The sequence below is a fragment of the Halorussus aquaticus genome, assembly GCF_024218795.1.
Classification (GTDB): Archaea; Halobacteriota; Halobacteria; order Halobacteriales; family Haladaptataceae; genus Halorussus; species Halorussus aquaticus.
Genome location: NZ_CP100402.1, coordinates 235,277 through 261,156 on the forward strand (window position 1 = coordinate 235,277; position 25,880 = coordinate 261,156).

24 protein-coding genes are annotated in these 25,880 nt (G+C 63.7%); 9 read left to right on the forward strand and 15 right to left on the reverse strand.

Features of this window, described 5'->3' with window-relative positions; translation table 11 throughout:
• Positions 1-22: 22 nt before the first annotated feature.
• Positions 23-655: a rod-determining factor RdfA gene (gene rdfA, locus NGM06_RS21660; RefSeq protein WP_254270478.1), complete on the forward strand. Its 633-nt coding sequence runs from the start codon at positions 23-25 to the stop codon at positions 653-655.
• 453 nt (positions 656-1,108) lie between these two features.
• A complete protein-coding gene (locus NGM06_RS21665; protein ID WP_254270479.1) occupies positions 1,109-1,486 on the forward strand; it encodes a hypothetical protein in 378 nt (125 codons plus the stop codon).
• Between the two features lie 95 nt (positions 1,487-1,581).
• On the opposite strand, the gene NGM06_RS21670 is transcribed toward NGM06_RS21665, so the two are convergent.
• From NGM06_RS21670 to NGM06_RS21680, 3 genes are all read right to left on the reverse strand, one after another.
• Positions 1,582-2,856 carry an RNA-guided endonuclease InsQ/TnpB family protein gene (locus tag NGM06_RS21670; protein ID WP_254270480.1) on the reverse strand — a complete coding sequence of 425 codons (1,275 nt, stop codon included), beginning with the start codon at positions 2,854-2,856 and terminating at the stop codon, positions 1,582-1,584.
• Entirely contained in the window at positions 2,853-3,233 is a 381-nt protein-coding gene (tnpA, locus tag NGM06_RS21675) for an IS200/IS605 family transposase (protein ID WP_254270481.1), read from the reverse strand. Before tnpA ends, NGM06_RS21670 begins: the two co-directional genes overlap by 4 nt.
• Before the next feature lie 196 nt (positions 3,234-3,429).
• Entirely contained in the window at positions 3,430-5,385 is a 1,956-nt protein-coding gene (locus tag NGM06_RS21680; protein WP_254270482.1) for an archaea-specific SMC-related protein, read from the reverse strand.
• Positions 5,386-6,009: 624 nt separating this feature from the next.
• On the opposite strand from NGM06_RS21680, the gene NGM06_RS21685 reads away from it, so the two are divergent.
• Positions 6,010-6,771, forward strand: a complete 762-nt coding sequence (locus NGM06_RS21685) for an IclR family transcriptional regulator (RefSeq protein WP_254270483.1) — start codon at positions 6,010-6,012, stop codon at positions 6,769-6,771.
• Between the two features lie 108 nt (positions 6,772-6,879).
• Here the strand turns inward: NGM06_RS21685 and NGM06_RS21690 are convergent, their stop codons facing one another.
• A complete protein-coding gene (locus tag NGM06_RS21690) occupies positions 6,880-8,046 on the reverse strand; it encodes a glycoside hydrolase family 18 protein (protein WP_254270484.1) in 1,167 nt (388 codons plus the stop codon).
• A 156-nt stretch (positions 8,047-8,202) separates the two neighbouring features.
• A complete protein-coding gene (locus NGM06_RS21695; protein ID WP_254270485.1) occupies positions 8,203-9,387 on the reverse strand; it encodes a glycoside hydrolase family 18 protein in 1,185 nt (394 codons plus the stop codon).
• Positions 9,388-9,562: 175 nt separating this feature from the next.
• On the opposite strand from NGM06_RS21695, the gene NGM06_RS21700 reads away from it, so the two are divergent.
• Complete coding sequence (locus tag NGM06_RS21700; RefSeq protein ID WP_254270486.1) at positions 9,563-10,363, forward strand: creatininase family protein; 801 nt, start codon at positions 9,563-9,565, stop codon at positions 10,361-10,363.
• A gap of 12 nt (positions 10,364-10,375) precedes the next feature.
• Here NGM06_RS21700 and nagZ read toward each other — a convergent pair whose 3' ends face one another.
• The 5 genes from nagZ to NGM06_RS21725 all read right to left on the reverse strand — a co-directional run bounded on the left by nagZ (position 10,376) and on the right by NGM06_RS21725 (position 16,361).
• Positions 10,376-11,965: a beta-N-acetylhexosaminidase gene (gene nagZ, locus NGM06_RS21705; protein WP_254270487.1), complete on the reverse strand. Its 1,590-nt coding sequence runs from the start codon at positions 11,963-11,965 to the stop codon at positions 10,376-10,378.
• 6 nt (positions 11,966-11,971) lie between these two features.
• The gene (locus NGM06_RS21710; RefSeq protein WP_254270488.1) at positions 11,972-13,138 is read right to left on the reverse strand and encodes an exo-beta-N-acetylmuramidase NamZ family protein; all 1,167 of its coding nucleotides are present in this window, start codon (positions 13,136-13,138) and stop codon (positions 11,972-11,974) included.
• A gap of 123 nt (positions 13,139-13,261) precedes the next feature.
• Positions 13,262-14,437, reverse strand: a complete 1,176-nt coding sequence (locus tag NGM06_RS21715) for a hypothetical protein (protein WP_254270489.1) — start codon at positions 14,435-14,437, stop codon at positions 13,262-13,264.
• A gap of 110 nt (positions 14,438-14,547) precedes the next feature.
• Positions 14,548-15,588: a serine hydrolase domain-containing protein gene (locus NGM06_RS21720; protein WP_254270490.1), complete on the reverse strand. Its 1,041-nt coding sequence runs from the start codon at positions 15,586-15,588 to the stop codon at positions 14,548-14,550.
• Positions 15,589-15,740: 152 nt separating this feature from the next.
• Entirely contained in the window at positions 15,741-16,361 is a 621-nt protein-coding gene (locus tag NGM06_RS21725; protein ID WP_254270491.1) for an N-acetylmuramoyl-L-alanine amidase, read from the reverse strand.
• Positions 16,362-16,506: 145 nt separating this feature from the next.
• On the opposite strand from NGM06_RS21725, the gene NGM06_RS21730 reads away from it, so the two are divergent.
• Complete coding sequence (locus tag NGM06_RS21730; RefSeq protein ID WP_254270492.1) at positions 16,507-17,190, forward strand: HAD family hydrolase; 684 nt, start codon at positions 16,507-16,509, stop codon at positions 17,188-17,190.
• Between the two features lie 524 nt (positions 17,191-17,714).
• Here the strand turns inward: NGM06_RS21730 and NGM06_RS21735 are convergent.
• The 3 genes from NGM06_RS21735 to NGM06_RS21745 are packed head-to-tail and all read right to left on the reverse strand — an operon-like array spanning position 17,715 to position 20,805.
• A complete protein-coding gene (locus NGM06_RS21735; RefSeq protein ID WP_254270493.1) occupies positions 17,715-18,941 on the reverse strand; it encodes an anhydro-N-acetylmuramic acid kinase in 1,227 nt (408 codons plus the stop codon).
• Positions 18,938-19,915 (reverse strand): GNAT family N-acetyltransferase, encoded by a 978-nt coding sequence (locus tag NGM06_RS21740; protein ID WP_254270494.1) that lies wholly within the window; start codon positions 19,913-19,915, stop codon positions 18,938-18,940. The genes NGM06_RS21735 and NGM06_RS21740 overlap by 4 nt, the downstream gene beginning before the upstream one ends.
• A gap of 53 nt (positions 19,916-19,968) precedes the next feature.
• Entirely contained in the window at positions 19,969-20,805 is an 837-nt protein-coding gene (locus tag NGM06_RS21745) for an SDR family NAD(P)-dependent oxidoreductase (RefSeq protein ID WP_254270495.1), read from the reverse strand.
• Positions 20,806-20,949: 144 nt separating this feature from the next.
• Here NGM06_RS21745 and NGM06_RS21750 point away from each other — a divergent pair, with 144 nt between their 5' ends.
• On the forward strand, positions 20,950-22,935 hold the full coding sequence (locus tag NGM06_RS21750; protein ID WP_254270496.1) for an ABC transporter substrate-binding protein: 1,986 nt from the start codon (positions 20,950-20,952) through the stop codon (positions 22,933-22,935).
• A gap of 81 nt (positions 22,936-23,016) precedes the next feature.
• Here the strand turns inward: NGM06_RS21750 and NGM06_RS21755 are convergent, their stop codons facing one another.
• Both NGM06_RS21755 and NGM06_RS21760 read right to left on the reverse strand, forming a co-directional pair.
• Positions 23,017-23,238 carry a hypothetical protein gene (locus tag NGM06_RS21755; protein WP_254270497.1) on the reverse strand — a complete coding sequence of 74 codons (222 nt, stop codon included), beginning with the start codon at positions 23,236-23,238 and terminating at the stop codon, positions 23,017-23,019.
• A gap of 29 nt (positions 23,239-23,267) precedes the next feature.
• Complete coding sequence (locus NGM06_RS21760) at positions 23,268-23,447, reverse strand: hypothetical protein (RefSeq protein ID WP_254270498.1); 180 nt, start codon at positions 23,445-23,447, stop codon at positions 23,268-23,270.
• Between the two features lie 132 nt (positions 23,448-23,579).
• Here NGM06_RS21760 and NGM06_RS21765 point away from each other — a divergent pair, with 132 nt between their 5' ends.
• The 3 genes from NGM06_RS21765 to NGM06_RS21775 are packed head-to-tail and all read left to right on the forward strand — an operon-like array spanning position 23,580 to position 25,859.
• Positions 23,580-24,569, forward strand: a complete 990-nt coding sequence (locus NGM06_RS21765; RefSeq protein WP_254270499.1) for an ABC transporter permease — start codon at positions 23,580-23,582, stop codon at positions 24,567-24,569.
• Positions 24,556-25,623, forward strand: a complete 1,068-nt coding sequence (locus NGM06_RS21770) for an ABC transporter permease (RefSeq protein WP_254270500.1) — start codon at positions 24,556-24,558, stop codon at positions 25,621-25,623. The genes NGM06_RS21765 and NGM06_RS21770 overlap by 14 nt, the downstream gene beginning before the upstream one ends.
• Complete coding sequence (locus tag NGM06_RS21775) at positions 25,620-25,859, forward strand: hypothetical protein (RefSeq protein WP_254270501.1); 240 nt, start codon at positions 25,620-25,622, stop codon at positions 25,857-25,859. Before NGM06_RS21770 ends, NGM06_RS21775 begins: the two co-directional genes overlap by 4 nt.
• Positions 25,860-25,880 lie beyond the last annotated feature (21 nt).

Here is a 25,880-nt window from a genome sequence, read left to right on the forward strand (position 1 = left end):
GGACGACGTAGAGTATCCAGAAATGGAATCCGACGAGGAGACCGAGCAAACGTCGAGCGGACAACGGAGTAAAGTTGCCCGTGTCATCAGGGAGTACGGATTGAACGGAACCGGCGACGAACTCGTCGCGTCGTGGACCGACCAGGGCGACGACCAGCGGAGTTTGCGCGAGCTGGCGGCCCACCTGAACCAGGCGTTGCTGCGGACGGCGATGGAGGACGCCGGGATGAGTCCCCTCGACGGCGAGGTCGAGAACTTTTACCGCCTCCTGACCGACGACGAGACGAGCGCGGGCAACAGAACGGAGGCCGAATCGACGCTCGAACGCGAGGGCGTGGCGGTCGAGGAACTGCAACGGAACTTCGTCTCCCATCAGGCGGTCCACACCTATCTCACGGAGTACCGCGACGCCGAATGGCAGTCCGAGACCGAAGAGCGCGAACGCGTGGACAAGACCCTCGACAGCGTGCAACGGTTACAGAGCCGGTTGACCGCCGTCTCGGAGCAGAGCCTACGGAAGCTCTCCGACAAGGGTCTGATATCGGTCGGCGACTTCGACGTCTTCGTCGACGTCAACGTCTTCTGCGAGGACTGCGGGACGCAACGCGGTATCGTCGATCTGCTAACCGAGCGCGGGTGCGAGTGTGAGAAGTAGTCAGTCGCCTTATAGATTCCGCATTCGTTCGGGGAGATGAAATGTACGGAGAGCGGAGTAATCTGTTTGCGAGAGGGTTCGTCCACCTCCGCGACAAACAGAAATAATTGTAAATACTGTGGTCGAAAAGCACACTTGTTTCATTCGTGTTATTACAGCCCTATTGCTACGAAACACGATAGAAATCGGACCACAATACGATATTGTACTTCACTCTCGCAGTATTATTTAGTATCTTCGCAAAATTCATCCGTAATTCTCAGGTCGAAGGGGGCGTGACTTGTTTGCTCTTATACTTAGCTTACAGTCGATAATGCCCGATAAACGAGTAATTGGTGTACTGGTCCGAACGATGACTGTATTCTAATTACTTCTATCTTCTTGGACTGATACATCGTTCCGATGCTCGCTTTCAGAACGAAACCTTTTGTCCGCACACCTCCTTGAGAGCATATGGCACCCCAAGGGAGTCCGCGCAACGAGGAGTCCGAGGAGGCGACCGATTGGACGGACACTCTCGCCTACGGCGGGGACTCCGAAGCGACCGTCGAGAAGTTCGACGCCCACTCCGAACACTGGAGTCGGTGGCACTACGGCGTCTATCTATCGGCATTCCTGCTGGTCGTCGGACTCTACAGAATGTCGCTCGCGTTTCTCGTCGCGGGATACCTCCTCGGCCCGGCTGCGATGTACCTCGACTCGCAGTATCTCGAAGACGTAACGACCGGGTGGCAACCCGACGTGGGCCTCTACCTCGTCGGGTCGCTGCTGTTCCCCGTCCTGATAATCCCCGCGTACCTGTACAAACGCCGGGAACTTCGGGGTCCGTAACGAGGTCCGAGACTCTCCGCGGTTTCGAACGACACCGACGGAGTTTGACATCCTCCCCGCGCTAAAGCGCGAGGATTCCTCCGTTGGAGGTTCGGCTACCGACCCACGGAGGCAACTTGCGGGTTTGTGCGCACTTCTTTGGGACTTTCGTGAGGGTGCGGTTTCCCCGACCAGTCGTGGTCGTCCCACTCGAATCGCACGGGCCGTGCCATCGGCCTGACTTCCGCATTGCTGTTTTCTCGAAGGAACGTCTCTGACGCCGTGAGGTCGGCGTGTCCCTCGAATCCGCACGGACACGTCAGCGTCTCCCTGTGGCGAACCGTCTCCTCGTGGTCGCCACACTCGGGACACATCTGACTCGTCCATGCTTCCGACTCGGCTTCGAGAGAGATGCCATACTCCTCACAGACACACGCAAGACGGTGGATGAACTTCTTGAACGCCCAGAAGTTGTGCGTCTTCTCGTTCACCCTGACCGACCAGTGCGTTTCCAGCACGTCGGTCAAGTCGCCCACGTACACCGTCGCCACGCCCTCGTCGTACAGCCGTTCAACGAGGTCGCGCACCAGCGCGTTTTGTGCGTGGTCACGGCGCTTCGTTCGCTGTCGGTATAGCCGTCGAATCCGCTTGGAACTGTAGCGTCCCTCTCGGAGTTTCGACTGTAGACGGGCGATTTCGTCTACCGTCTCGCGGAACCGTCCGAACAACTCCCGACCGTCGTAGAGGTACTGGTTCCCAGTAGTCGTGGAACAGGCGACGAGATTGTTCGCGCCAACGTCGAGGGCGGCTTCGTGAGAAGCCAGTGGTGAATCCAGTCGAGAATCAGGAACGGTGACTGGTTGAAAAGCCCTGAACGTGTCGCTAACCTCGTCGTACTCAAGTTCCAGACGACCCTGTTTGCCGTCCCACTTCGGGTTGCCTCGGACTTCGAGGCGGAGTCGTTCGTGGTATCCGAGCCCGTATTCGTCTTTCAGTTCTTGCCCGACAGGGATTTCAAGACGGCTACGCTTCCCCCACTGAATCGTGTACTGGTTGTTTCGGATGTAGGTACGGAGTTCGCGTCCGTCCTCCTCGTTGCCCCAGTACGACGGCGGGTTGGCGTCCTCTCCTTTCTCTTTGAGGGCGAAGAACGACCGCCACGCTTCGCTGTTCTTGCGCGTGACCTGTTGGACGGTTGCGCTACCGACGACGCCGTTGTAGCGTCCTCGGTACTCGGAAGTGTCCCACACGTCGCCGTCATCGAAGTAGTTTTGACGACGTTCGTAGGTCAGTTCGTTCCACAGAGAGGCGGAGGCGTCGAGTAGCTGTAGGAGGCACTCTTTGTCGTTCTCGGTCTGTGGAACGACCTCGAAGGTGTTGACGCGCTTCATTCGTCGTCACCTTCCTGTTCAGCGATGTACTGTTCGACAGCGCCCTTCGAGGCGCTTCCCGCTGTTCCGACGTAGTACGAACGAGTCCACTTCACGTGGTCGTCGTATCGCTGGTTGTACTTCCGCGCGGAGATGCCCTTGATCCAGTTGACGATGAGTGACGGGGCGTTCTTCGGTGGACTCCCGATGAACAGGTGTATGTGGTCGGGCATGACCTCGGATTCGGCCAGTTCGAGGTCTTTGTCTTCACAGATTTCCGCGAAGATGGCTTCGAGACGTTCCTTCGTCTTCCCCGTCAGGTGCGAACGCCGATATTTCGGCACGAACACTATGTGGTAGTAGAGTTCGTACTTCGCGTGACGGGTACTCTTTACCATCTATACATACTATCACGGTTAGACGGCTTATACATTGTGTTGGAATCCCGTCTATGCCATCGTTGGCGGTTGAATACTGTTGGTCGGCTTCATCCCCGCTCTGAAGGGCGAGGCTTTCGCCTCGAATTTTCCGTAACGTAGTCGGCGTGTCTCGAAGGTAACGTTGGGGTTCGGGTAGAAGAACTGGCAGTTCCCGCTAAATGTCGGTGATTCGTTCGTAATCGTCCGGGAGAGCGTCGGCGTCCTCGGGGAGGAGGGCGACGACCACGTAGTCCACGTAGGACTCGAAGTACTCGACGAGCGCTGCGATGCGCTCGGAGTCGATTGCCTCCAGCGAGTCCAACAGCATGAACGGGATTCGTTCGTGAACGTCGTGGACGAGGAATCCGGCGAGCGCGAACACGAGACCCGTCACCTCGCGCTCGCTCTCGCTCAGGTGGTCGATGGTGTCCTCGTAGGCGGTGCCCGACTCGGTGCTTCGCACGACGTGGAGGTCGAACGTCGTCTTCGAGACTTTCCGCCTGCCCTCGCGGACTTCGGTCTCGGTTCGTTCGAGCCAGATGCGGTCGAGGTTCGAGTAGTCGAGAACGTCGAGCAGTTCCGCCACGTGCTGGTTGAACGCTTCGACGGCGTCTCGTTCGATGCGCGAGACGCGGGTCCGCAACTCTTCGAGGTCCGCGTCGATGTCGTCTCGCTCCGCTTCGAGTGCCTCCCGGTCGTCGAGTTCGTCCTCGACCTGCGCTATCTCCTCGCGGACCTCCGATAGCTCGTCTCTCAGGCGGTCGCACTCGAATTCGAGTTGGTTCGCCTCGCGGTGGAGGTCCAGAATCTCGTCGTAGTCGTCGCTCCGCAGCGACTCCACCTCGTCGTTCAGCGTCGTGAGTTCCGCTTCGAGACCCTCGCGTTCGATTCGCAGTTCCTCGACTCGCTCTTCGCGGTCCGCGAGTTCGGACTCCGACTCTTCGATCTGTTCCTCCAGTCGTTCGCGCGTCTGCAGTCGGTCTTCGAGTTCGTCTCGCTCGGAGACCAGTTCCGAAATCCGGGTTTCGAGTTCGCGACGGTCGTCGCGTTTCGTCGATTGGAACTCCCGAATCTGCTCGGTCGTCGAGTCTATCTGATCACGTTCGACGCTACTCCCGCACGTCCAACAGGTCACTTCCTGTCGGTCGCCGAGCAGTTGGTCGGTCACTCCGTCGCCGCTCGCCGCTCCGGTATCACCGAGCGTTTCGAGAACGTCCGACTCGTAGTCGTCCAGCATATCCTGGTTGAACTGGATGATACTCTGCAGTTGGGTGATGTCGGATTCGAGGTCCCGTTTGCGTCGCCGAAGTCGGTCGATCTCCGCGTCGAGTTCGTCGATTCGCTCGGCCGGCGCGGCGGGGAGTTGCTCCTTGCGCTCTCGATACTCGCCGAGTTCCTCGCGGAGACGCTCGATGCTCTCCCGATTGGTCTCGATGTCGTAGCGGGTGTCTTCGAGCGACGACCGGACGGACTGTAACTCCTCCAGTTTCGATTCCAACTCGTCTTTCTCCGCGCGGGTCTCCTCGACGTCCGCGTTCGAGGCGTCGATTTCGGCCTTCTTCGCTTCGAGTTGCTCGCTGGTCTCTTCGAGTTCGCGCTCCAGACGCGTCTCCTCCTCGACGAGTTTGGGCAGTCGCCGTTCGAGGTCAGAGAGCGATTCGAGGTCGTCGGTGAGTCGGCGTTTCTCCCGTTCGAGCCTGTCGATTTCGGCCTGTATCTCGTCGGTGTCGACCGGGCGCATGATGACCTCCCGCAGGTCGTCGCCCCGCGCGACCGCCCGCCGCGACTCGTTGTTCTCCAGCAGGAACGCGTAGAGGTCCGCGAGGACGGAGGTGTCCGCCAGTGGTTCGCCCGTCATGACCACGTCGCCGTCGGTCCGCGTGAGCGTCCGCGTGTACGTGTCGTCGTCGATAGTGAGTTCCACGTGCCCGCGCTCGGCGTCGGCCTTCAGACTCGCCCTGTCGCTACCGAGAACGGCCATGAGCGCCTGAAGCGACGACGTACGGTTCGTCGCGTTACGGCCGGTGAGAACGTTTACCCCGCGACGGAAGGTGAGTTCCGTCTCCTCGATACCGCCGACGTTCTCGACCGAGAGAGTGGCCGTGTTCGTCAGTTCGCTCGTAGAATTCATACGTGATGTTATCCGCTACGCGGGTCATAAGTCCTTCCGTCGTCCGGTCCCGCGGTCGCTCGGCGGGTAGCGAACGTCGGAGAGAAGAGACCGCCGACTCGCGCTGACAGCGACCGCGATCGAGGGAGCGACCGCCCGGGTGAAACTTGGGAATATTGCACAACTTCCACAATAAGGTTCGGTGTGACGGTATCACTCGGCGATGTCCAGTTCGGGCGACAGGGAGACTAATTCGAGCGGCCGTTCTCTGATTTCTAACTCACAATTTCGTGTTGTGTTAATATATCCTAAGTCGCATCGGACTCTTTTTTGCGTCTCCAGTACGGGAGAGGGTGAATAATCACTTCAGATATCTCTCCGATTTCACACCGATGCTGTACGGACGTTTTCATCGCTTCGACCGGAACGAGTTCGCTCGTCGCGGACGGGAACCGGGCAAATAGCACGAGATATTATTGTGTATACTACCCATTTCCGTACAAGGTTCAGAGACTCGAACTCCCAACGGGTGTGACGGGAACTGTCGAGATGCAATCCCGCCGAACGATGGCTACGACAAACGTCACCGATATCTACAGAGGAAATTATATTACCTCACCACCGGAACGTGTTCAGAGAGAGGAAATGACTGGCGAGTCGAACACCCCCGTTCGGACGACAGCCCGGTCGTTCGACATCATCGAAACCCTGCACGGACTCGACGGGGCCTGCCTCACGGAGATATCCGCCCATCTCGATTTGCCCGACAGCACGGTCCACAACCACCTCCGAACGCTCGTCCAACGAGGGTACGTCGTCAGAAACGACAACACCTATCGCGTCAGCCTCAGGTTCCTCGAAATCGGAGAGTACGCCCGCTCCCGGCGGAAAATATGCGAGATGGCCGAGCCGGAAATCGACGAATTGGCCGCCGAGACGGACGAGTCTGCCAGCCTTCTCGTGGAAGAGGACGGACAGGGCGTGTACGTGTACGACGCGCAGGCCGACACCTCCATTCCGCTCGACACCTACCCCGGGAAGCACGTCTCGCTCCACGCCACGGCGCTCGGAAAGGCCATCCTCGCGTACCTCCCCGAGAGCCGAGTCGAAGAGATACTCGACCAGCGGGGGCTACCCGCCCAGACCGCGAAGACGATAACCGACCGCGAGGAACTCGCGAGAGAACTGGAGACCGTCCGAGAGACCGGGTACGCCGTCGATAGCGAAGAGCGGGTTCGCGGTGTCCGCTGCGTCGCCGTCGCCATCAAGAACGAGAACGGGCAGGTAATCGGCGCGATAAGCGTCTCGGGACCGTCGAGTCGCATCGACGCCGACCCGGACGAGCGACTGCTGGAGGAACTCCGGCGAGCGAAGAACATCATCGAGTTGAAACTGGCCCACGCGTAGAGTCCGCGGCGGGGTACTCGCGGCGCGAGAGAAGACGAGAACGGGTGCGTCCTCTCGCAGTGGCGACGTTCGACCGTCGCGTCGGAACGTCGAAGCGGGTCGTGCGATTCAGTGGAGTCGGTCGTGCATCGCGGCGACGAGGGTGTTGCTGGGGTCTTGGGAGAGCTCCCAGCACATCGCTCCGCCGAACCCGTTGTTCTTCACGAAGTCCACCTTGTTCGAGATGGAGTCGACGTTGTCGTAGCAGACGAACGTGTTCTCCGCCGCGGAGTAGAGCCACGGCACCTTCGCGTCCGGGTGCCAGTGGTACTCGTAGTCAGACTGCGGTTTGATGTTCTCCCGGACGTTGTAGAACGTCTCCGAGGACGCGGCGTCGAACGAGTTGAACAGGCCGTCGTTAGTGGACGAGACGCCGGTGTAGGAGCGGCCGTAGAACGGCATGCCCATGAGAAGTTTGTCGTTCGCTATCGGCTTCCCGGCCCAGTGTTGCATGTGGTTGGTGGTGTTCCAACTCGAACTGCTGGGGCCCTCGGGCGGCGAGTCGAACGGCGCGTTGAAGTTGGTGACGTCGCTCCAGTCGCCGTGGTAGTCGTAGGTCATGACGTTGACGTGGTCGAGGTAGTCGCTGATGGTCCCGACCTCGTACGCGTCGTCGGCGATGTTCGGATTGGGCGACGCCGCCATCGTCAGGTGCGCCCACGACCCGACCCGCGAATCGAGTTCGTTGCGACACGCCTCGAGCAGGAGCGTGAAGTTGTGCGGGTCATCGGCCCGCACCGACCCGTCGGGGTACTCCCAGTCCAAGTCGAGACCGTCGAAGTTGTACTTCAGCATGAGGTCGACGGCGGTCTCGGCGAACCGCTGGCGACGCTCGGCGGTCGACGCGGCGTCCGAGAACGTGCCGGAGTACCACCCGGAACTGATGGAGAGGAGGAAGACGGTGTCCGTGTCGTCGTACGTCGCTAACTCGCTGAGCGTGCTCTGCTTCGAGGAGTCGCTGACCGCGACAGTCCCGTCCGACTGGGGTTCGACGAAGGCGAAGTTGAGGTGCGTGAGTTTGTCGTAAGGCACGTCGGCGGGCGAGTAATCGCCAGCCCACGCCGGGTAGTAGCCGACGACGCGGTTGCCGTAACTGCCGTGGGCCTGTGCGCTGTTCGACGCGAGTGCGCCCGTCACCGCCATCGCCCCGGTCCCTCGGAGGAACTTCCGTCGCGACGCGTCCGGGGTCAGTTTCCGCCCGATGCTACTCGACGCTGATTTCTCTTCGTCTGGCATACGGCCTAGATAACAACATGCAAGTCAATAAATATTATTCTAGTTGTGTTCACATTTTATTTCTTCCCGAGGTGCGGTTTTACTATCCCGGAGTGCAGTCCTCGGGACGAGTCGAACGTGCCGCGAACCGTCCGTCCGGTCGGGACCACCACTCGCTCAGGGGTGGGAGATGTGTCGGTCTATCGTCTCCAGCAGGACGTTGTCGGGGTCTTGAGAGAGTTCCCAGCACATCATCCCGCCGAAGCCGTTGTCGACCGTGTACTTCGTCTTCTCCTTGACGGAGTGGCGGTCGTCGTAGGAGACGAACACGTCGTCCGCCTCGGAGTAGAGCCACGGCACGCGCGCCTCGGGGTGCCAGTGGTACTCGTAGTCGGTGCCGTGCCGGAGGTTTTCCGCGATGTCGCCGAACGAGCGGGCAGAACCGCCCTCGAACGACTGGAACAGGCCGTGGTCGTCGGCGTGTTCGTTCTGCACGCTCTCGAAGGTGCGACCGTAGAACGGGAGTCCGAAGGTGAGTTTCCGCTTGGCTATCGGTTTCCCCGCCCAGTAGCGCATGGCGTGGTCGGCGGTGAACGCCGGTTTCGCGTTGGGCGCGTCCGGCACGGGGTAGAGCGGCGCGTTGAAGTGGGTCCGGTCGTCCCACGTCCCGTGGAAGTCGTAGTTCATCACGTTGAGGTAGTCCACGTCGTCGCTGAACGCGCCCACCTCCTGCGTGTCGATTATCGACGGGTTGGCCGACGCCGCCATGCTCAACTCGTACCGTTGACCGTCCTTCTGCTCGGCGGCGTCGAGTTGGGTCCGGATTTCGCGCAGGAGGAGCGTCAGGTTGTGGGGGTCGCTCTCCCGAATCGTGCCGTCGGGGTACTCCCAGTCGATGTCGATGCCGTCGAAGTTGTACTGGCGCACGAGTTCGATGGCGGTCCGTGCGAATCGCTCGCGCCGTTCGGCCGTGAGCGCGGCGTCGGAGAAGCGACCGGAGTACCACCCGGCCTGTATCGAGAACACGAACGACGTGTCGGGTTGTTCGTGAGTCACTGCGCGGAACTCGTCGAGGAGTTCGGGCGCGGCATCGCCGTTGACAGCGAGTTTGACCTCCCCGTCGGACTTCGGTTCGAGGAAGGCGTAGTTGAGATGCGTGAGTTTGTCGTACGGGACGTCTCGGGGCGAGTAGTCGCCTGCCCACGAGGGGTAGTAGCCGACGACTCGCTTGTCCGACGAACGACCGCTTGCGCTCGTCCCACGATTCGCTCCGGCGACGCCGCCGACCATCGGCAGCGCTGCCAATGCGCCGGTGCGTTTCATGAATTTGCGCCGCTGACCGCTTACTTTTTGCTCGGGCATCGGATTAGCTAATAGCCTCTACCGTGATAAGCTTTGGTACGTTGTGACATCACATTTCTGCTCGACGCCCGCCTCGCCCGGTGAAGCCGGACGGAACCGCTCGGCCACTCCGGACGGAAATCCGGTCTCCGTCGGAACCCCAATAGATATACGGCCGACACGAGCAGTGGTACCCATGCTCCCAACAGGACGTTCCTCGTCCGTCGCGTGGGCGACGAAGACTCGACGGGAAATCCGGGAGACCGGAGGCGCCGACGGGTCGGTCGTCGTCGTACCGGTCGGAAGCATCGAACAGCACGGTCACCACCTCCCCGTCGCCACCGACACGCTACTGGCCGACGCGGTCGCTCACCGCGGCGCGGAACGCGCCGGAGACGACGTACCGGTGCTCGTGACGCCGCCGGTCTGGTCAGGGTTCTCGCCCCACCACACCTCGCTGGGCGGCACGTTGACGCTCGAACTGGAGGACCTCCTCGCGGTCTTGGAGGACGTGGCCGACAGCGCGCTCGAAAACGGGTTCGACGGTGTCTGTTTCGTCAACGGGCACGGGGGCAACGCCTCCGTCATCGACAACGTCGTGAGTACGGTGGGGAAGTCCCACCCCGACGCGGAAGTGACCGGCCTGACGTACTTCCAACTCGCGGAACCGTTCATAGACGAGATTCGAGAGAGCGACGTGGGCGGCATGGCCCACGGCGGCGAGTTCGAAACCTCGCTCGTGCTCCACCTCCACCCGGACCTCGTGACGATGGCGGAGGCGGACGCCGAGTACCTCGACGAACCGTACGAGCGCGGGACCCAGGACCTGCTCGTCGGCGGCGCGCTCTCGACCTACCGGGAGTTCGAGGAGTACTCCGCGTCGGGCGCTATCGGCGACCCGTCGCTGGCGAGCGCAGAGAAAGGCGAGGAGTTGTTCGACCGACTGGGCGACGAACTGGCCGACGTACTCCGGTCGGTCTCCGAGCAGGCGCGATAGGTCGGGACCGACTCACCGCTCGTCGGGCATCGTGACCGGGAGTCGGCCGGTCGGTTCCCTGTCGCCGACGAGCACCTCCGCGACGGCCGCGAGTGACGGGGGCGTGGCGTCGTACGTCGTCAGATACGTCTCGACGTCCGGGAACTCTGCGAGGTCGTAGGGGTTGCGGGTCGCGACGACCACCGCGCTCGGGTCGGCCACGAGGAGGTTCCGAACCGCGGCCGCCTGCTCGGGGTCCGCGGCGGCGTCGGACGTTCGCACGACCGTCGGGCCGTCGGACGCCGCGAACTCGGGGGTCTCGCCGGAGTCGAGAACCGTCGCGTCCACCGTCGCCCCCGCGTCCGAGAGCGCTGCCGCGAACGCGCCGCCGTCATCGCGGCGTTCCTCGGCGAGCGAACTCCGGGTCGCGTCGAACTCGTAAACCGAGACGGGGTCTCGGGAGAGCGGCAGGGCGTCGCCGTCGTCGCGGACGAGCGTGACGGCGCGCTCGGCGACGCTCTGCGCGACGGCGCGGCAGTCCGAGGCGGCGGTCTCCGACTCCGCTTCGTGGCCGACCGTGCCCGCGCCGTACGCCCGCTTCGCCCGGAGAACGCGCCGGACCGACTCGTCGATGCGCGACTCCGAGATGCGCCCGGATTCGACGGCCGCCACGACGGCGTCGATGGCCGCGCGCTGTTTCTCCGGCGTGTGCGAGACGCAGATCTGGTCACAGCCCGCTTTGACCGCCTGCACGCAGCCTTCGACCGTCCCGACGCCGTCGGCGATGGCGTCCATCTCCATGCAGTCGGTGAAGACGAGTCCGTCGAAGCCGAGTTCCTCGCGGAGGAGACCGGTGACGACTCGGGGCGAGAGCGTCGCCGGGCGCTCGGCGTCCGCCGCGACGGTCGGGAACGCGACGTGGGTCGTCATGACAGCGCCGATACCGGCGTCGATGGCCCGCCGAAACGGCCGGAGTTCGACGCGGTCGAGGCGGTCGCGGTCGTGGTCGATGACCGGCAGGTCGCGGTGGGAATCGGTCGCGGTGTCGCCGTGGCCCGGGAAGTGCTTCCCGCAGGCCACGACGCTCGCGTCCTGTAGCCCGTCGGCGAACGCGGTTCCGAGTTCCGCGACGGTCTCGGGGCGCTCGCCGAACGAGCGAACGCCGATGACCGGGTTGTCGGGGTTGTTGTTCACGTCGAGGACGGGCGCGAGGTCCACGTCGATGCCCAGCGACCGGAGTTCGCGCCCGACCGCTCGGCCTGCTCGCGCGGAGAGCGCGGGGTCGTCTGCCGCGCCGAACGCCATCGCGCTCGGCTGTTGGGTCCCCCACGAGAGCCGCGCGACCCGGCCGCCCTCTTGGTCGATGCTGACGAGGAGCGGCGGCCCGTCGTCCGGGACGAACCCCTGTAGCGTCCGGGAGAGGGTTCGGAGTTGGGCGGGCGACTCGACGTTGCGACTGAAGTAGATGACGCCGCCGAGGTGGCGCTCGGCGACGAGCGCCTCGATTTCGGCGGTCGGAGCCGTCCCGTTGAAACCGGCGACGAACAACTGTCCCACCTTCGCGTCGAGCGACAGCGACGAGACGGTCGATTCGACGTCGGGAGGGGTCGTGTCGGCGTCCATGCGTACTCAGTAGCGGAGGTACTTCCCGCGCACGTCGGCGAACTCGGCGAGGTCGTCCTCCCAGTGGGCGGTGACGTCCGCCGCGATTTCGCGGGGTTCGCTCGCGGAGTCGGCGGCGTCGATAGTCTCGCGCAGGTAGCTTCCGCCTGCGAGTTTGTCCACGAAGAACTCGTCGTCGTACTGTATCCACTCGCACTCGTCGTGAGAGGTGAACGCCGACGCGAGGACCGTGAGACCGACCATCACGGGGTCCACGGCGTCGCGGTCGAGGAGGTGGACCTGCACGCCGGTCACGTTCTGGTGTTCGTGCTTCGAGAAGGTCGGGGAGAAGTACGCCGGGCGGAACGCGACGCCGTCGAGGTTCTGGGCCGACAGTTCCGCCGCCCACTCGTCGGCGTCTATCCACGGCGCGCCGACGAGTTCGAAGGGCTTGGTCGTCCCGCGGCCCTCCGAGAGGTTCGTCCCCTCGAAGAAGCCCATGCCGGGGTACAGCGTCGCGGTTCCGGGCGTCGGCATGTTCGGCGAGGGGTACACCCACGGCAGGTCGGTGTCGGAGAACCAGTCCGAACGCGACCAGTCGCGCATCTCGACGACTTCGAGCGTCGCGCCGATGTCGAACTCCTCGTTGAAGTACGTCGCCAGTTCGCCGACCGTCAGGCCGTGAACGATGGGGAGTTCGTACGCGCCGACGAAGGAGGACGCCGACTCCTCGACCCGGTTGCCCGTGACCGACACCGGCGCGATGGGGTTCGGTCGGTCGAGGACGACCATGCGCTTTCCGGCCTCGGCGACGCCTTCGAGCGCGTACGCGAGCGTGTAGATGAGCGTGTAGAAGCGACACCCGACGTCCTGCATGTCGTAGATGACGGTGTCCACGTCCGACACCATCTCCGGGCGGAGTTGGCGCTGTTCGCCGTAGAGGCTCTTGACCGGGAGACCGGTTCGGTCGTCGGTGCTGTCGTCCACCTTCACGCCCGCCTGCGCGTCGCCCCGGATGCCGTGTTCGGGACCGAACAGTTTCCGGAGGTCGAACGCGTCGCGGTCGTCGAGCAGGTCGATGGTCGTGTTGAGGTCGCTGTCGGTCCCGGAGGGGTTCGTGATGAGTCCGAGTCGGTCGCCCTCGACCGCGCCGGAGCGGTCGTCTAGCAACCGTTCTACGCCGAGTTGCACCATACTTCCGGTAACGGACCGTCGGGTTAAAAAACGTTGTGTCCCCCCGTCCGTCGCGCCACGTTCGGGCGTCTCCCGCCGCGATTCGACGACAGCGTCACCGACTGCGCCGGTCGCGGGACGGTATCACTGTCCGAGGTGCGGGGCGGCCGCGTCGAACCAGTCGCGGTGGGCGTCGCTCATGAGCGCGTGGTTGTAGACGTGAACCTCGTCGGCGAGGTCGGAGACCCCGTCGACTATGCCCCGCCACTCGGTCTCGGTCTCGGCCACGTCGGGGTCGAGGGTCACCCCGGCGTCGACCGGCACGTCTACGGCCTCCCGGTACCGCCGAACGCGGCGGCGGGCGAGTTCCCGGTCGTCGGTGTAGCAGAGCGCGACGATTCGGTCCAAGTAGGGCCGAATCCGGTCGAGGACGACGCCCGCGGGCCACCCGTCGTTCGGGTCCCGGCCGAGACCGTCCGACGCCGAGTAGGTGAGGTCGACCCCGCCGCTGGCGGCCGCCACGCCCTCCACGAACGTCTCGATGACCGACGCCCGGAAGTCGAAGAGGTCCTCCAGCACGGGACGGTCCGCGACGAGGCGTTCGAGCGAACTCACCTGCGGCGTCGGTTCGCTCACGACGTCCCGGACTATCGACCGGACAGTCGTGCGGGCGCGGTCGAAATCGACGGGGTGGTCGGCCGCTCGCTCCCGGCAGGCCGAGCAAAAGCACTGCGAGACGAGTATCTCCTCGGCCGTCCCGCTGACGACTTGGTTCTTCGCGTGGCCGAACGTCGCACCGTGACCGTGGAAGGCGCTCGGGAACCCGAGCGATTCGAGGTTGATGGCCTCGATGTCGTACTCGGCGAGCGAGCGCGCGACGTCCTCGAAGTAGGCGCGAACCGCCGGTTGGGACGGGCAGAACGCGTGTTCGTGGTCGTCGCCGAACGCGCTCTGGACGCGAAGTACGGGGTTCTCCGCGCCGAGTTTCGAGTTGTGAAAGCAGACGAGCCACGCGTTCACGTCGATGCCGCTCTCGCGGAGCAGTTCGACGACGTCGCCGAACGGGTCCGCCCGCCCGTCCACCTCGTTCACCGGCGGGTCGACGGACGTGTCGGCGAACGCCCCTCGGTCGGGGTCGAAGTAGCAGCCGCCTTCGTACGATTCGAACAGACCGTTCTCCGCACGCGGGTCGAGCGTTCGGATAGAGTGGTAGTGTGCGGCGACGGTGACGCTCGTCACGCCCATCTCGGCGAACTCGCGTCTCGTCTCGGCGGGGTCCCGCGAGAGCAGTCGCCACGGATAGCTCCAGACTGCGACCATATCACTCAAGGCGTGCGATTTGTATTAAATATTGTGCGTCCGGAGCGGGAATTCGGGCGCGGTGGCGCGCGTTCGTCACTTTCGACTCGGTCTCGAAACCGCTCGCCGACTCAATCGAACCGGCCAGCGGCGACCATCGCGTGGAATCGCTCGCGGAACCGGACGAGACCCGTCTCCGTCCCGTCGTGGACCTGATTCGTGAGCAACACCGCGAACCGGTCGCGGTCGTGGTCGAGCCACAGCGACGTTCCGGTGTAGCCGGTGTGACCGAGTCCGCTCCGCGACCAGTTCGGCGCGGGGTATGTCCCGTCGGCGAGTCGCCACCCGAGGCTGTGACGCTCCTCGCAGTCCGGGAGCCAGTCGTCCCGGAGTCGGTCGACGGTCGCGGCCGAGAACAGCGTCCCGTCGGCGGCGAGGTAGGCCCGCGCGAACGCCGCGAGGTCGTCGGCGGTCGTGAACAGTCCGGCGTTGCCGCTGTGTCCGTCCATCGCCCACCCCAGCGGGTCGTGTACCTGCCCTCTGAGCGTGCGGTCCCGGTAGTCGCGGTCGTACGTCGCGGCGACGTTCTCCTCGTCGCTCACCGGACCGAGGCGCGATGCGTCCATTCCGGCGGGGTCGAAGACGCGGGTCTGGGCGAGTTCGTCCAGCGGCCGACTTGTCGCGCGCCGGAGCGCCTCGGCCAGATAGACGAAGTTGAGACAGCTGTACTCGTGTCGCTCGCCGGGGTCGGCGTCGAGCAGCGAGCGGTCTCGAAGGCCCGCGAACACCTCGGACGCCGAACTCCACGACTCCGAGAAGGCGTACGGTTGCAGGCCGGAACTGTGGGTGAGAAGCTGGTCCAGTCGAATCTCGCCGCGACGGTGCCCCGCCAACTCGGGAACGTGGCGGCGGAGTTCGTCCGAGAGCGCGATGTCGCCGGACTCGACGAGCGCGAGCGCGGTCGTGGCCGTCACGACCGGTTTGGTGAGCGAGGCGGCGTCGAACACCGTCGAGCGAGTCGTCGGCGCGTCGCGTTCGGGGTCGCGCCGTCCGGCGGTGGCGACTCGGTCGATGCCGTCGGCGGTGCCGACTACTGCGACGCCACCGGGATAGACGCCGTCGTCGAGACCGCGAGTCAGAAACGCTTCGAGTGAGTCGTCCGAGCGTGTCATCGTGCTGGTGTACGGACGACGACCGTGTTAACTGTTGCAGTACGGAAGAGTCGGCCGACGCGTCGAATCTCTCGTTGGGACGACCGACACGCTCGACGCTATCTGGGGAACGAGTCCGAAATACGTTGGGTCGAGAACGCTCGTACTGGCGTTCAGTACGAGTTGACGAAGTCGATGTAGTAGTCCCAGTCCCAGTTGGCACCGGGGTCGGTGTGCGTACTGCCGGGCACTTGGGAGTGAGCGATGATGCCGCCGTTGGCCGGGTTCTTCGCGTCGTACGGGACGCTTCCGGGGTGCTGCTTCGGAACGCCGTACTGGTCGCAGAGCCAACTGGCGAGTTTGGCCGACGCCCGGTACTGGGCGTCCTCGTAGTACTCGCTGACGTAGCCGCCGTGTTCGATGCCGACCGAGTACGTGTTGTAGTTCGAACCGCCAGCGTGCCACGCGATGTTGATGTCGCTGACGCTCTGGTACGTGTAGCCACCCTCCGAGATGGTGTAGTGGGCGCTCACGTCGGCGTCGGGGTTCTGGAACCAGTTGACCGCGCTGCTGGCCGAGCCTTGCACCGTGTGGATGACGATCCAGTCTATCTTGCCAGCGCCGCGGTCCGCGGCCGTGAAGTTGCTCGAATCTGCCGGTTCCCAGTCGACGGACGGCTTCGCCGCCGCGGTACCGCTCGCCAGTGCGGTGCCACCGAGACCGACGACACCGGCCGTGGCGGCGCGTTTCAGTACGTCTCGCCGAGTCGATTTCGCTTCGTTGTTTTCTTGCATCGCATCTTGATTATTAAGTTGTAGTTACTTTAATTTATTTCTTAGAACTATAACACTAGTTCAGGTGTCACCCGCGTGAATCTCGCCTCGGTTCGACCGTCTCGTCGAAAACCTATTTGTGTCGTCCGACTGAACAAAGTGGTAGATGACGTACGACGCGATTCTGTTCGACGTAGACGGAGTCTTGCTGGATTTACACGCGGACCACCCGACGGTCTATCGGGAGGCGGTGGCGACGACCTTCGACGAGTTCGGCGTCCCGCCCGAGGACGCCGACCTCGACGCGTTCGTGTCGGGGGCGACGGTCGAGAGCATGCGCCGGGCGTGTTCCGAACACGGCGTCGAGTTCGAGACGTTCTGGCCGCGACGCGAGACCAACGCGTCGGACCTCCAGTGCGAGATGATGGACGAGGGCGAACGCGTCCCCTACGGGGACTGCGCCGTCTTACACGAACTCGTCGAGGACCACAGCATGGGCGTCGTCAGCAGCAACCAGCACGCGACCGTCGAGTACATGCTGGCGCGTTTCGACCTCGAACACCTGTTCGACGCGGTGTACGGTCGAGAACCGACGGTCGAAGGGTTCCGACGGACCAAACCCGACACCCACTACGTCGAGCGAGCGAAGGCCGACCTCGACGTGGCGGAGGGACTATACGTCGGCGATAGCGACTGCGACGTGTCGGCCGCCCACCGCGCCGGTCTCGATTCGGCGTTCGTCCGCCGGTCCCACCGAGAGGACTACGCGCTCTCAGCGGAACCGACGTACGAGATTTCGTCGCTCGTCGGACTTCTCGACCTTCCCGGCGTCGCTCCGTCGTCGCCGTAAGGCCGAACTCGTTCCGTTCTCGGTTTCGCTTTCTCGACTTCGAGGATTCGCAGCGTCTCTTCGCCGTCTCCGGCCGTTCTGCGGCGTTACAGACCCCGTAGCATCGGTTCGATAGAGTCGAACTGTGCGTCGGGACACCGGCGTCGAAGATACGCAGTCGTGTTACTCGCTATCTATTTCGACTCCGTTCGAAGTCGTTTTCGCCTAGTCGAAATAGCAGGTAGAACGTTTCTTCCCCGGATATATCGCGTTTCCAGGGATTTTCTCCCGATATTGTGACTTTACAGCTCTAGTCGTGTAATGGCACGGTGAACGGAGTTTTTGACGGGTTTCGCACCGGTTTAATACGCTCGGCGGTGTTATACGGGAAAATCCGCCGTTTTCAGTCTGGTCGAAAGGGATGGCTGGCGGCGGACCGGCGGGTGTCTTCACCGACCAGTCGGTGTCAGTCAGCCCTCGAGAGGCGGAGAAGTAGTTCACCGGAGTCGAAACGGGCAGAATCGACGGCGAGAGTACCGCCGCTCTTACTGCGGCGGACAGCGCTTTCCCATTACCACGGGGCGGGACGCGCCGGTGGCCTCGGGAACGTTGTTCGGAACCCCGTCCATCGCCGCGGCGGCGAGCAGAGCGAAGGCGACGGCCTCTTTCTCGTCGGCACCGACGCCGTACTGGTCGATGGTGCGAACCTCTGCGTCCACCGCGTCGTCGAGCATTCCGACGAGTTCCGGGTTGTACGCGCCGCCGCCGGAGACGACCACCTCGTCCGGGGGTCGCGGGAGGAACCGGCGGTAGGCGTCCGCGACGGAGCGAGCGGTCAGCGCCGTGGCGGTGGCGACGGCGTCCTCGTCCGAGAGGTTTCGAGCGCGACACGCGTCGAGGAACTCCCGAGCGTACGCCCGACCGAACCGCTCGCGTCCGGTCGATTTCGGCGGTTCGGAGCGGAAGTAGTCGTCGTCCAGGCACTCCTCGACGAGCGCCTCGTCGACGGTTCCCGCGCGGGCGAGACGCCCGTCGCGGTCGTACGTCCGTTCGCCGTCGGTCAGTAACTCCACCACGCCGTCGACGACCATGTTCCCCGGCCCGGTGTCGAAGGCCGACACGTCGCCGCGGGTCGGGTCCGGCGGGAGCGCGGTGCAGTTGGCGATACCGCCGACGTTCTGGGCGACGCGGAAGCAGGTGTCGTCGGCCAGTAGGGCGATGTCGGCGAACGGAACGAGCGGCGCGCCGTGGCCGCCGACCGCGACGTCCGCGGTTCGGAAGTCCGCCACCGTGGGCACGCCGGTTCGCTCGGCGACGACGCTGCCGTCCCCGATTTGTAGCGTCGAGCGCAGTCGGTCGTCGCCGACCGGGAGCGACTGCGGTTCGGGAACGTGGCGAATCGTCTGGCCGTGCGACCCGACGGCGTCCACGTCCGCGAGCGAGAGACCGGCGGCGTCCGCGGCGTCTTCGGCCGCGCCAGCGAACACCGCGCCGAGCGCCACGTTCAACTCGCACGCGGTGGCGACGGTTCCCGCCTCGCCGCACGCCGTCGCGATTCGCTCGCGGAACGCGGCGTCGTACGGGCACGTGACGAACGATTCGACACTCACGTCGTAGCCGCGCGGCCCCTCGCCGTCCCGGCGAATCCGACAGCAGGCGGCGTCCACGCCGTCGAGGGAGGTGCCCGACATGAGACCGACGACGGTACGCTCGCCGACTTCCTCGGAGTCGCATCCCCGGCGTCGGCGCGCGTCGGATGTCGCGTCGCTCACGACGAGACCTCCTTCGCGAACGTCTCGTACGCCAGCCACGGCTCGAATCCGAGCTTCCGATAGTAGTCGAGCAGTCCCGTCCAGTCGATTACCGTCCGGTCGTACCCCGCGTCCCGGTACCGCTCAACGATGCTCGCTATCATCCACAGTCCCCAGCCACGACCCCGATACGACTCGTGGACGCCGAGCGGACCGAGACCGCAAACGGCACCGTCGAGGCGGTCGGCCCAGTTGACGTTCGCGCCGCGGTACGTCGAGTCCGGCGCGTTCGTCCGCGCGAACCTGACGGCCGTCCCGTCGTGTCGGAGGAGCCAGTAATCGGTGCCGCCGCCGGGAACGCGACAGACGTTTCGCGCCTCGTAGTACCAGCGTCCCGGGAACTGGTCGGCGAGGAACGAGCGGAGGTCGGCGTCGTCCGCGCCCGCGCGCTCGACGGTCAGGCCCGGCCACGACTCGCGGACGCGGGCGACGCGCTCACCGGGGTCGAACTCCGCGATGTCGCGTTGCAGGTCGTGGACGGTCTCACGCGATTCGAACCCCGCGTCGCGGAGCGTCTCGCGGAGGCTGTCGAACTCGGTCGGCGCTCCGGGGAGGACCTGTCCGGGGTCGCCGCCGAAGCGGAGACGAGACACGCCGCGGTCGGTCGCGGCGCGCTCGACCGTTCCGAGCAGTTCGTCGGCGATGGCGCGCCGGTCGGCGACCGACGGGTCCACGGCGAACAGGCTAATCCAGCCCTGTTCGGGACCGGCGTAGTCGGGAATCGTCTCCACGAGGCGTTTTCCGACCGCGACTGCGACGACGCTCCCGTCCGAGACCGCGCCCCACACCGTCACGTCGAGACCGTCGAAGGGGGCGAACACGCTCTGGGTCACTACTCGCTCGGGGAGCGAGAAATCGGGATGCGCGCGATTCCAGCACTCGATACCGTCGCGGACCGCGGTGTAGTCGGTGAGCCTGCGAACCTCGAACTCCATCACCGACCACCTTTCTCGCGGGAACACTTATAGGCCAGCGACGGTCGGACCAGTCACTCGGCGTCGCCGCCGCCCGTCGGCGGGTCGTCGATGTCGTACATCATCGTCTCCAGTCGCTGGTCGAGACCCGCGGTGAGACCGCCGTCGATTGCGAGTTCGGCGCCCGTAATGAACGACGCCTCGTCCGACGCGAGGAAGGCCACGGCGGCCGCGACGTCCTCCGGGCGGCCGAACCGATCGACCGGATACTGGTCGAGCCACTCCTCGCGGACCGGTCCCTCGCTGGTTAGCTTCTCGCTCGACGCGTCGGTGATGATGCTCCCCGGACAGACCGCGTTCGAGCGGACGCCGTGTCGCCCGTACTGCGTGGCGATAATCCGGGACAGCGCGAGGACGCCGTTCTTCGACGCGGAGTAGGCGGCGAGACCGACGCCGAGTCGGGCGTTGACCGAGGAAACGTGGACCATCGCGCCGCCGCCCGACTCGACCATCGCGGGAAGCGTCTCGCGCGCGCAGAGGAACTGCCCCTTGAGGTTCACGTCCACGATTCGGTCCCACGCCTCCTCCGTGACGCGGTCCGGATTCCCGTCGTCGAACGAACCGCCAGCGTTGTTCACGAGGACGTCCACGCTCCCGTGGGCGTCCATCGTCGCCTCGACCATGGTCGAGACGTCGGTCGCGTCGCTCACGTCGGTGCGGACGAACTCGGCGGTGCCGCCGTCGTCCTCGATAGCGGCGACCGTCTCCGCACCGCCTTCGGCGTCCACGTCGGCCACGACCACGGTGGCGTCCACGGCGGCGAGGCGTCTGGCGATGGCCCGGCCGATACCGTTGCTCGCTCCGGTGACGATAGCGACGTCTCCGCTTCGATTACGGTCGCTTCTGTCCATGTAGTCGCTGTTTCGACTCCGATTTGAACTGTCTTGCGGTCGGAGTCACAGGTTTCAGACTCGACACGTTTTGCCATCACCGACGGTGGTGTAAAAGACACTACCAAAGCTTTTTAGTATATTTTATCATTATTGTGAGTAAGTATGGTTAACGATAACCATGTCACCGGTGGCGACACCGACGGAAACAGGGTGACTCGGCGGCAATGGCTCGCGCTCGGCGGCGGCGCGGCGCTGACAGGATTGGCCGGTTGTAGCGGCGACAACCCGAACGAAACCGACGTGACGATGAGTTCGAAACCGGAGGAGACCGGCACCACCAGCGGGAGCGACACCGAGCAGAGCGGTGGGTCGCCCGTGACGACGACGCTCAACATGCGCGCGCCGGTCAGTTGGCAACCGAGTCAGTCGAACGTCAATCCGTTCACCGACACCAAGAACACCGAGTACTGGATGGACTACATGTGGTCGGAGTCGCCGGTGTACCCGAACGCTCGGGGCGAACCCATCTACTGGCTCGCCGACGAGATAACCCTCGAGGGCGGCGGTTGCGAGGTCCACATCAAACTCAGCGAGGACTACACGTGGTGGGACGGTACCCCCGTGACTGCGGAAGACGTTCGCACGACCCAACTCATCAGCGACTACAAGGAGTACATGGGTCCCGACCAGACCGAGGATAGCTGGGAGGTCGTGGACAAGTACACCGTCAAGAACGTCCTGCCCGGTCCGGCCAACCCCTCGCTGAAGAAGTCCCAGTACTACTCGGTCGTCGCCAAACACGACTACTTCAAGTCGTGGCTGGAGAAGTACGAGGACGCGAGCAACGAGAGCGCGGTGAAGCAGGTGACAAAGAACCTCCAAGAACACCGGATAACGCTGAACGACCTCACGGAGAAGGGACTGGGCTGTGGTCTCTGGAAGCCGACGCAGCTCTCGCCGACGAAAGCCGTCCACGAGAAGTATCAGGACCACCCGCGCGCCGACTGGACGAACTTGGAGACGTTCAACTGGCACCTCATCTCCGAGAAACAGAAGGCGATTCAGGCGCTCAAGACCGGAAAACTGGACATGGGCGACAAGACGGTCACGCAGGCTCAGTCCAGCGACAGGGTCGGCATCTTCAACCGGTTCGGTACCTCCAGCATCGTGAAGTTGGCGATGAACTGGAACAACGAGCACCTCGCCCGCCGACCGGTCCGCCGCGCCATCGCGTACCTCCTCGACCACGACGAACTGGTCAAGATAATCAAGACGACGCAGGGGCTGAAGTACAAGTCCCGAAGCACCGTCAACGGGTTGTCCTCGAAGCAGGCCCAGAAGTGGGGCGGCAAGAGCTTCCAGAACAAGCTCATCGGCTACGGTCGGAAAGCGCAACCGGAGAAGGCGAAGAAGGTCCTACAGGACGCCGGTTACTCGAAGGAAGGCGGCGTCTGGGTCGGGCCGGACGGGAGCAAGGTCAACGACCTCACCTACCTGACGCCGCCGTGGAACATCTACGAGACCATCGGGAACTACCTCAGCCCGAAACTCGACAAGTTCGGGTTCAAGAACAAACTCATCATCCCGTCGTCGAGCGGCTTCTGGAAGCGGTGGACCGACACCCACGACTTCGACATGGTCAACTGGTTCTCGAACACCTCGCATCCGGGGAACGCCTTCGCGACCAACAGCGTGGGCGGTCTGGGCAAGTACAACGAAGTCGCCACCGTCAAGCAACCGAAGGGCAAGTGCAAGGTCAATCGCACGACGCCCGAACTGAGCCAGCCGCGGAGCAAGAAACTCAACCACCCCATCCGACCGAAGTTCCCGAAGAAGGTGGGCACGATGGGAACCGGGGGCGAGCAACAGACGCTCTACCCCATCAAGTGGAACGACATCATCACGCAGACCCAGTCCGCGGACGAGGTCAAGAAGTACGCCAAGAAGTTCATGTGGTACATGAACTGGCAGGTGCCTCACATCGGCTTCTACGACGAGACGAGGGCGTACTGGGGCAACACCGACAAGTTCGATTTCCCCACCGGAAAGGTGGACGACCACCCGAACGCCAAGGAGACGAAGTCGGAACACTTCACGAACGCGATGGAGTTCCTCTCGAAGGGTCACATCAGCGCGAAGACGAAGTGACGGCCGGACGGGGGCGAACGTCCCGACCGACCGCGTTTTTACTCGCGCGGCGTCACCGCCGACCGGGTTTCGCTCGCGGCGTCACCGCCGATGGCACTTCAGCAGAATTCCGGCCGTCGGTACCGCGAGGACGACGGCACCGACGAGGTTGAGGATGCCGACGACGTGCGAGGCGGTTCCCGGTTCCGTGCCGAGCATGAACACGACCGAGAGTCCCCCCGCGAGACACTCGAAGGCGAACAGCATGGCGAACTTGTCGCTGTTCGAGCAGACGTAGTCGAAGAACGTCGGTGAGCGAGACATTTTCTCGTGAAGACGTTTTCCGACGGGAATTAAGTATCTTGCCCCGACGTTCCCGCGTCGGTCGTCCGGACGACCGCGTGGGGGACGCCGCACGCCGGACACTCGTAGTGTTCGCGCTCGAACGTCCGGCCGCATCTGATGCACTGATAGGGGTCGTGTTCGTCGTCGGAGTCGCCGACGAGTTCGAGGAGTCGAGAGAGCAGCGACATACGTGGACGTGAAGTGCGGGCGTAATGAGCCTTCCTCCCGTGCGAAGAACCACCATAGATTTATTGCGGTGGGTGAAATACAGCCACGATAGCACGATGTATTATGCGAAGCGAATCGGCCAATCAGTGCTGGTGTTTTTCATCGCACTGACGGTAACGTTCGCCCTCTACCGGATGTTACCGTTCGGCCCGGTCGAGATGGTCAAGGTTCGACTGATGAAACAACTGCTCGAACAGGGCCAAAGCCCGTCGGCGGCGCAGATGCAGACCATCAACTCGATGGTCAAAACGTACACCGGTATCGACCCGTCGGTGCCGTGGTACGTCTCCTACTACGAGTACCTGAAGAACATCGTCCTCTATCAGGACTTCGGGCGGTCGATATTCAAGAACAAGCCCGTGTTCGACATCCTCTTCCGAGCGATGCCGTGGTCGGTGTTCATCAGCATCTACGGTCTCGCGCTCGGGACGACCGTCAGTCTGCTGTTCGGTGCCGTCATGGCGTACAACGAAGGGAGCAAGTTCGACGCCGGGATGACGTTCGTCTCAATCGCCAACAGCACGGTTCCCTACTACGTCGTCGCCATCCTCACGCTCATCGTCTTCTCGTTCAACCTCGGGTGGTTCCCCAGTGGGGGGCGCATGAACCCCTCGACGACGCCCGGTCTCAACGTACCGTTCATCGTCGGCGTCGTCAAGCACGCGGCGCTCCCGGTCTTTTCGGCGTTCATCGCCAGTTTCGGCGGTGCGCTGGCGTTCCGCGGCAACTGCATCCGCGAGATGGGCGAGGGATACATCCGAGTCGCGCGACTCCGCGGCATCAGTCAGGGTCGAATCGCGATCCGCTACGTCGGCCGCAACGCGCTGTTACCCGTCTACACCAACATCATGATGGGCATCGCGAGCGTCTTCGGAAGCAGCATCATCCTCGAGACGATATTCAACTACCCGGCGATGGGGATGGTGACGTTCAACGCGCTCATGAACCGGGACTACCCGCTCATCATGGGGTCGTTCATCTTCTTCACGATAATCACGCTGCTGGGCATCCTCGTCGCCGATCTCACGTACGGCATCATCGACCCGCGCGTCAAAGGAGGGAAGGAACGTGAAACCTACTGACGACCTCACCGAATCGACCGACGACGCCGACAGTGGGACCGTTCGCACCGACGGCGGAACGGGTAGCCGCTCCGGCGGGACCGGCGGCGTGGACGAGACGCTGTTCACGCAAACGTCGAACGTGCCCGACCCGACGGTCCGCGAGAAGGTCGAACGGGCGTTCGAACGCCGCGTCTACGCACCCGCGGCGATACTCCTGAACGATTGGCGGGGACTCGTCGGGTCGGTCATCCTCGTCGGATTCGTTCTCATGGGGACGGTCGGCGTCTACGTCGTTCCCGAACCCACCGTGATGGAGGGTCCCATCTTCGTGCCGCCGTTCACCGACTGGGCGTACCCGCTCGGGACCGGCGTGATGGGCGAGTCCCTCTTCAAACAAGTCGTTCACGCGACGCCCGCGATGCTGCAGATGATAACCGCCGGGGCGCTGCTGTCGGTCGTCCTCGGGACGGGCATCGGAACCGTCGCGGGCTACCGCGGCGGCCGCACCGACAAGACCCTGATGACGCTGACCGACACCGTCCTCACGATCCCGGGGCTGGTCCTCATCATCGTACTGGCGACCATCTATCAGCCCGAGAACCCCTTCGTGGTGGGTCTCATCCTCGGCATCGACAACTGGCCGCGGCTGGCGCGGACCATCCGCTCGCAGGTGTTGAGCATCCGTGAGGAGGCGTTCACCGAGGCGTCGCGCATCATGGGGCTGTCGGACTTCCACATCCTCCGCCGGGACGTCATCTCGAACCTGATGCCGTACATCTCGGTGAACTTCGCCAACAGCGCGCGCCGCATCATCTTCGAGTCGGTCGCGCTCTACTTCCTCGGCATCCTCCCCCAATCGCAACTCAACTGGGGCGTGATGATGGACGACGCGTACACCGGCGCGAACCTGACGAACCCGAACCAGATTCACTGGTTGCTGGTTCCGATGGCGCTCATCGTCCTCATCTCGCTCGGGTTCATCCTGCTGGCGCAGGGACTCGACCGCGTCTTCAACGTCAAACTCCGGGCACGCCACGAGGGGTCGGCGAACGGCGGAGGTGACGCGTCGTGAGTACCGCATCGACCGGACGCGTGACCGCCGTCCTGCTGGCGATTCGACAGTCGTTCCTCGCCTTCGTCACGGCCATCGGCGTCGGTTGCTGTCTGCTCGCCGTCCTGCTCTCGGAGTACGTCCTCGCGGGACTGTCGTACGGCGTCCTCGCGGGGATGTTCGCCATCTGGGGCGTGAGCGCGTTCGTCTACGCCGTCGTCGGCCACCTCGGACTCCGACTCATCGGGTACCGCTAACCAGACCAATGACACGACAAA

Bases quoted from the DNA above. Each gene is read 5' to 3' on its own strand.
- rdfA (WP_254270478.1), top strand. From the start codon at position 23: ATGGAATCCGACGAGGAGACCGAGCAAACGTCGAGCGGACAACGGAGT.
- NGM06_RS21665 (WP_254270479.1), top strand. From the start codon at position 1,109: ATGGCACCCCAAGGGAGTCCGCGCAACGAGGAGTCCGAGGAGGCGACC.
- NGM06_RS21670 (WP_254270480.1), bottom strand. From the start codon at position 2,856: ATGAAGCGCGTCAACACCTTCGAGGTCGTTCCACAGACCGAGAACGAC.
- tnpA (WP_254270481.1), bottom strand. From the start codon at position 3,233: ATGGTAAAGAGTACCCGTCACGCGAAGTACGAACTCTACTACCACATA.
- NGM06_RS21680 (WP_254270482.1), bottom strand. From the start codon at position 5,385: ATGAATTCTACGAGCGAACTGACGAACACGGCCACTCTCTCGGTCGAG.
- NGM06_RS21685 (WP_254270483.1), top strand. From the start codon at position 6,010: ATGACTGGCGAGTCGAACACCCCCGTTCGGACGACAGCCCGGTCGTTC.
- NGM06_RS21690 (WP_254270484.1), bottom strand. From the start codon at position 8,046: ATGCCAGACGAAGAGAAATCAGCGTCGAGTAGCATCGGGCGGAAACTG.
- NGM06_RS21695 (WP_254270485.1), bottom strand. From the start codon at position 9,387: ATGCCCGAGCAAAAAGTAAGCGGTCAGCGGCGCAAATTCATGAAACGC.
- NGM06_RS21700 (WP_254270486.1), top strand. From the start codon at position 9,563: ATGCTCCCAACAGGACGTTCCTCGTCCGTCGCGTGGGCGACGAAGACT.
- nagZ (WP_254270487.1), bottom strand. From the start codon at position 11,965: ATGGACGCCGACACGACCCCTCCCGACGTCGAATCGACCGTCTCGTCG.
- NGM06_RS21710 (WP_254270488.1), bottom strand. From the start codon at position 13,138: ATGGTGCAACTCGGCGTAGAACGGTTGCTAGACGACCGCTCCGGCGCG.
- NGM06_RS21715 (WP_254270489.1), bottom strand. From the start codon at position 14,437: ATGGTCGCAGTCTGGAGCTATCCGTGGCGACTGCTCTCGCGGGACCCC.
- NGM06_RS21720 (WP_254270490.1), bottom strand. From the start codon at position 15,588: ATGACACGCTCGGACGACTCACTCGAAGCGTTTCTGACTCGCGGTCTC.
- NGM06_RS21725 (WP_254270491.1), bottom strand. From the start codon at position 16,361: ATGCAAGAAAACAACGAAGCGAAATCGACTCGGCGAGACGTACTGAAA.
- NGM06_RS21730 (WP_254270492.1), top strand. From the start codon at position 16,507: ATGACGTACGACGCGATTCTGTTCGACGTAGACGGAGTCTTGCTGGAT.
- NGM06_RS21740 (WP_254270494.1), bottom strand. From the start codon at position 19,915: ATGGAGTTCGAGGTTCGCAGGCTCACCGACTACACCGCGGTCCGCGAC.
- NGM06_RS21745 (WP_254270495.1), bottom strand. From the start codon at position 20,805: ATGGACAGAAGCGACCGTAATCGAAGCGGAGACGTCGCTATCGTCACC.
- NGM06_RS21750 (WP_254270496.1), top strand. From the start codon at position 20,950: ATGGTTAACGATAACCATGTCACCGGTGGCGACACCGACGGAAACAGG.
- NGM06_RS21755 (WP_254270497.1), bottom strand. From the start codon at position 23,238: ATGTCTCGCTCACCGACGTTCTTCGACTACGTCTGCTCGAACAGCGAC.
- NGM06_RS21760 (WP_254270498.1), bottom strand. From the start codon at position 23,447: ATGTCGCTGCTCTCTCGACTCCTCGAACTCGTCGGCGACTCCGACGAC.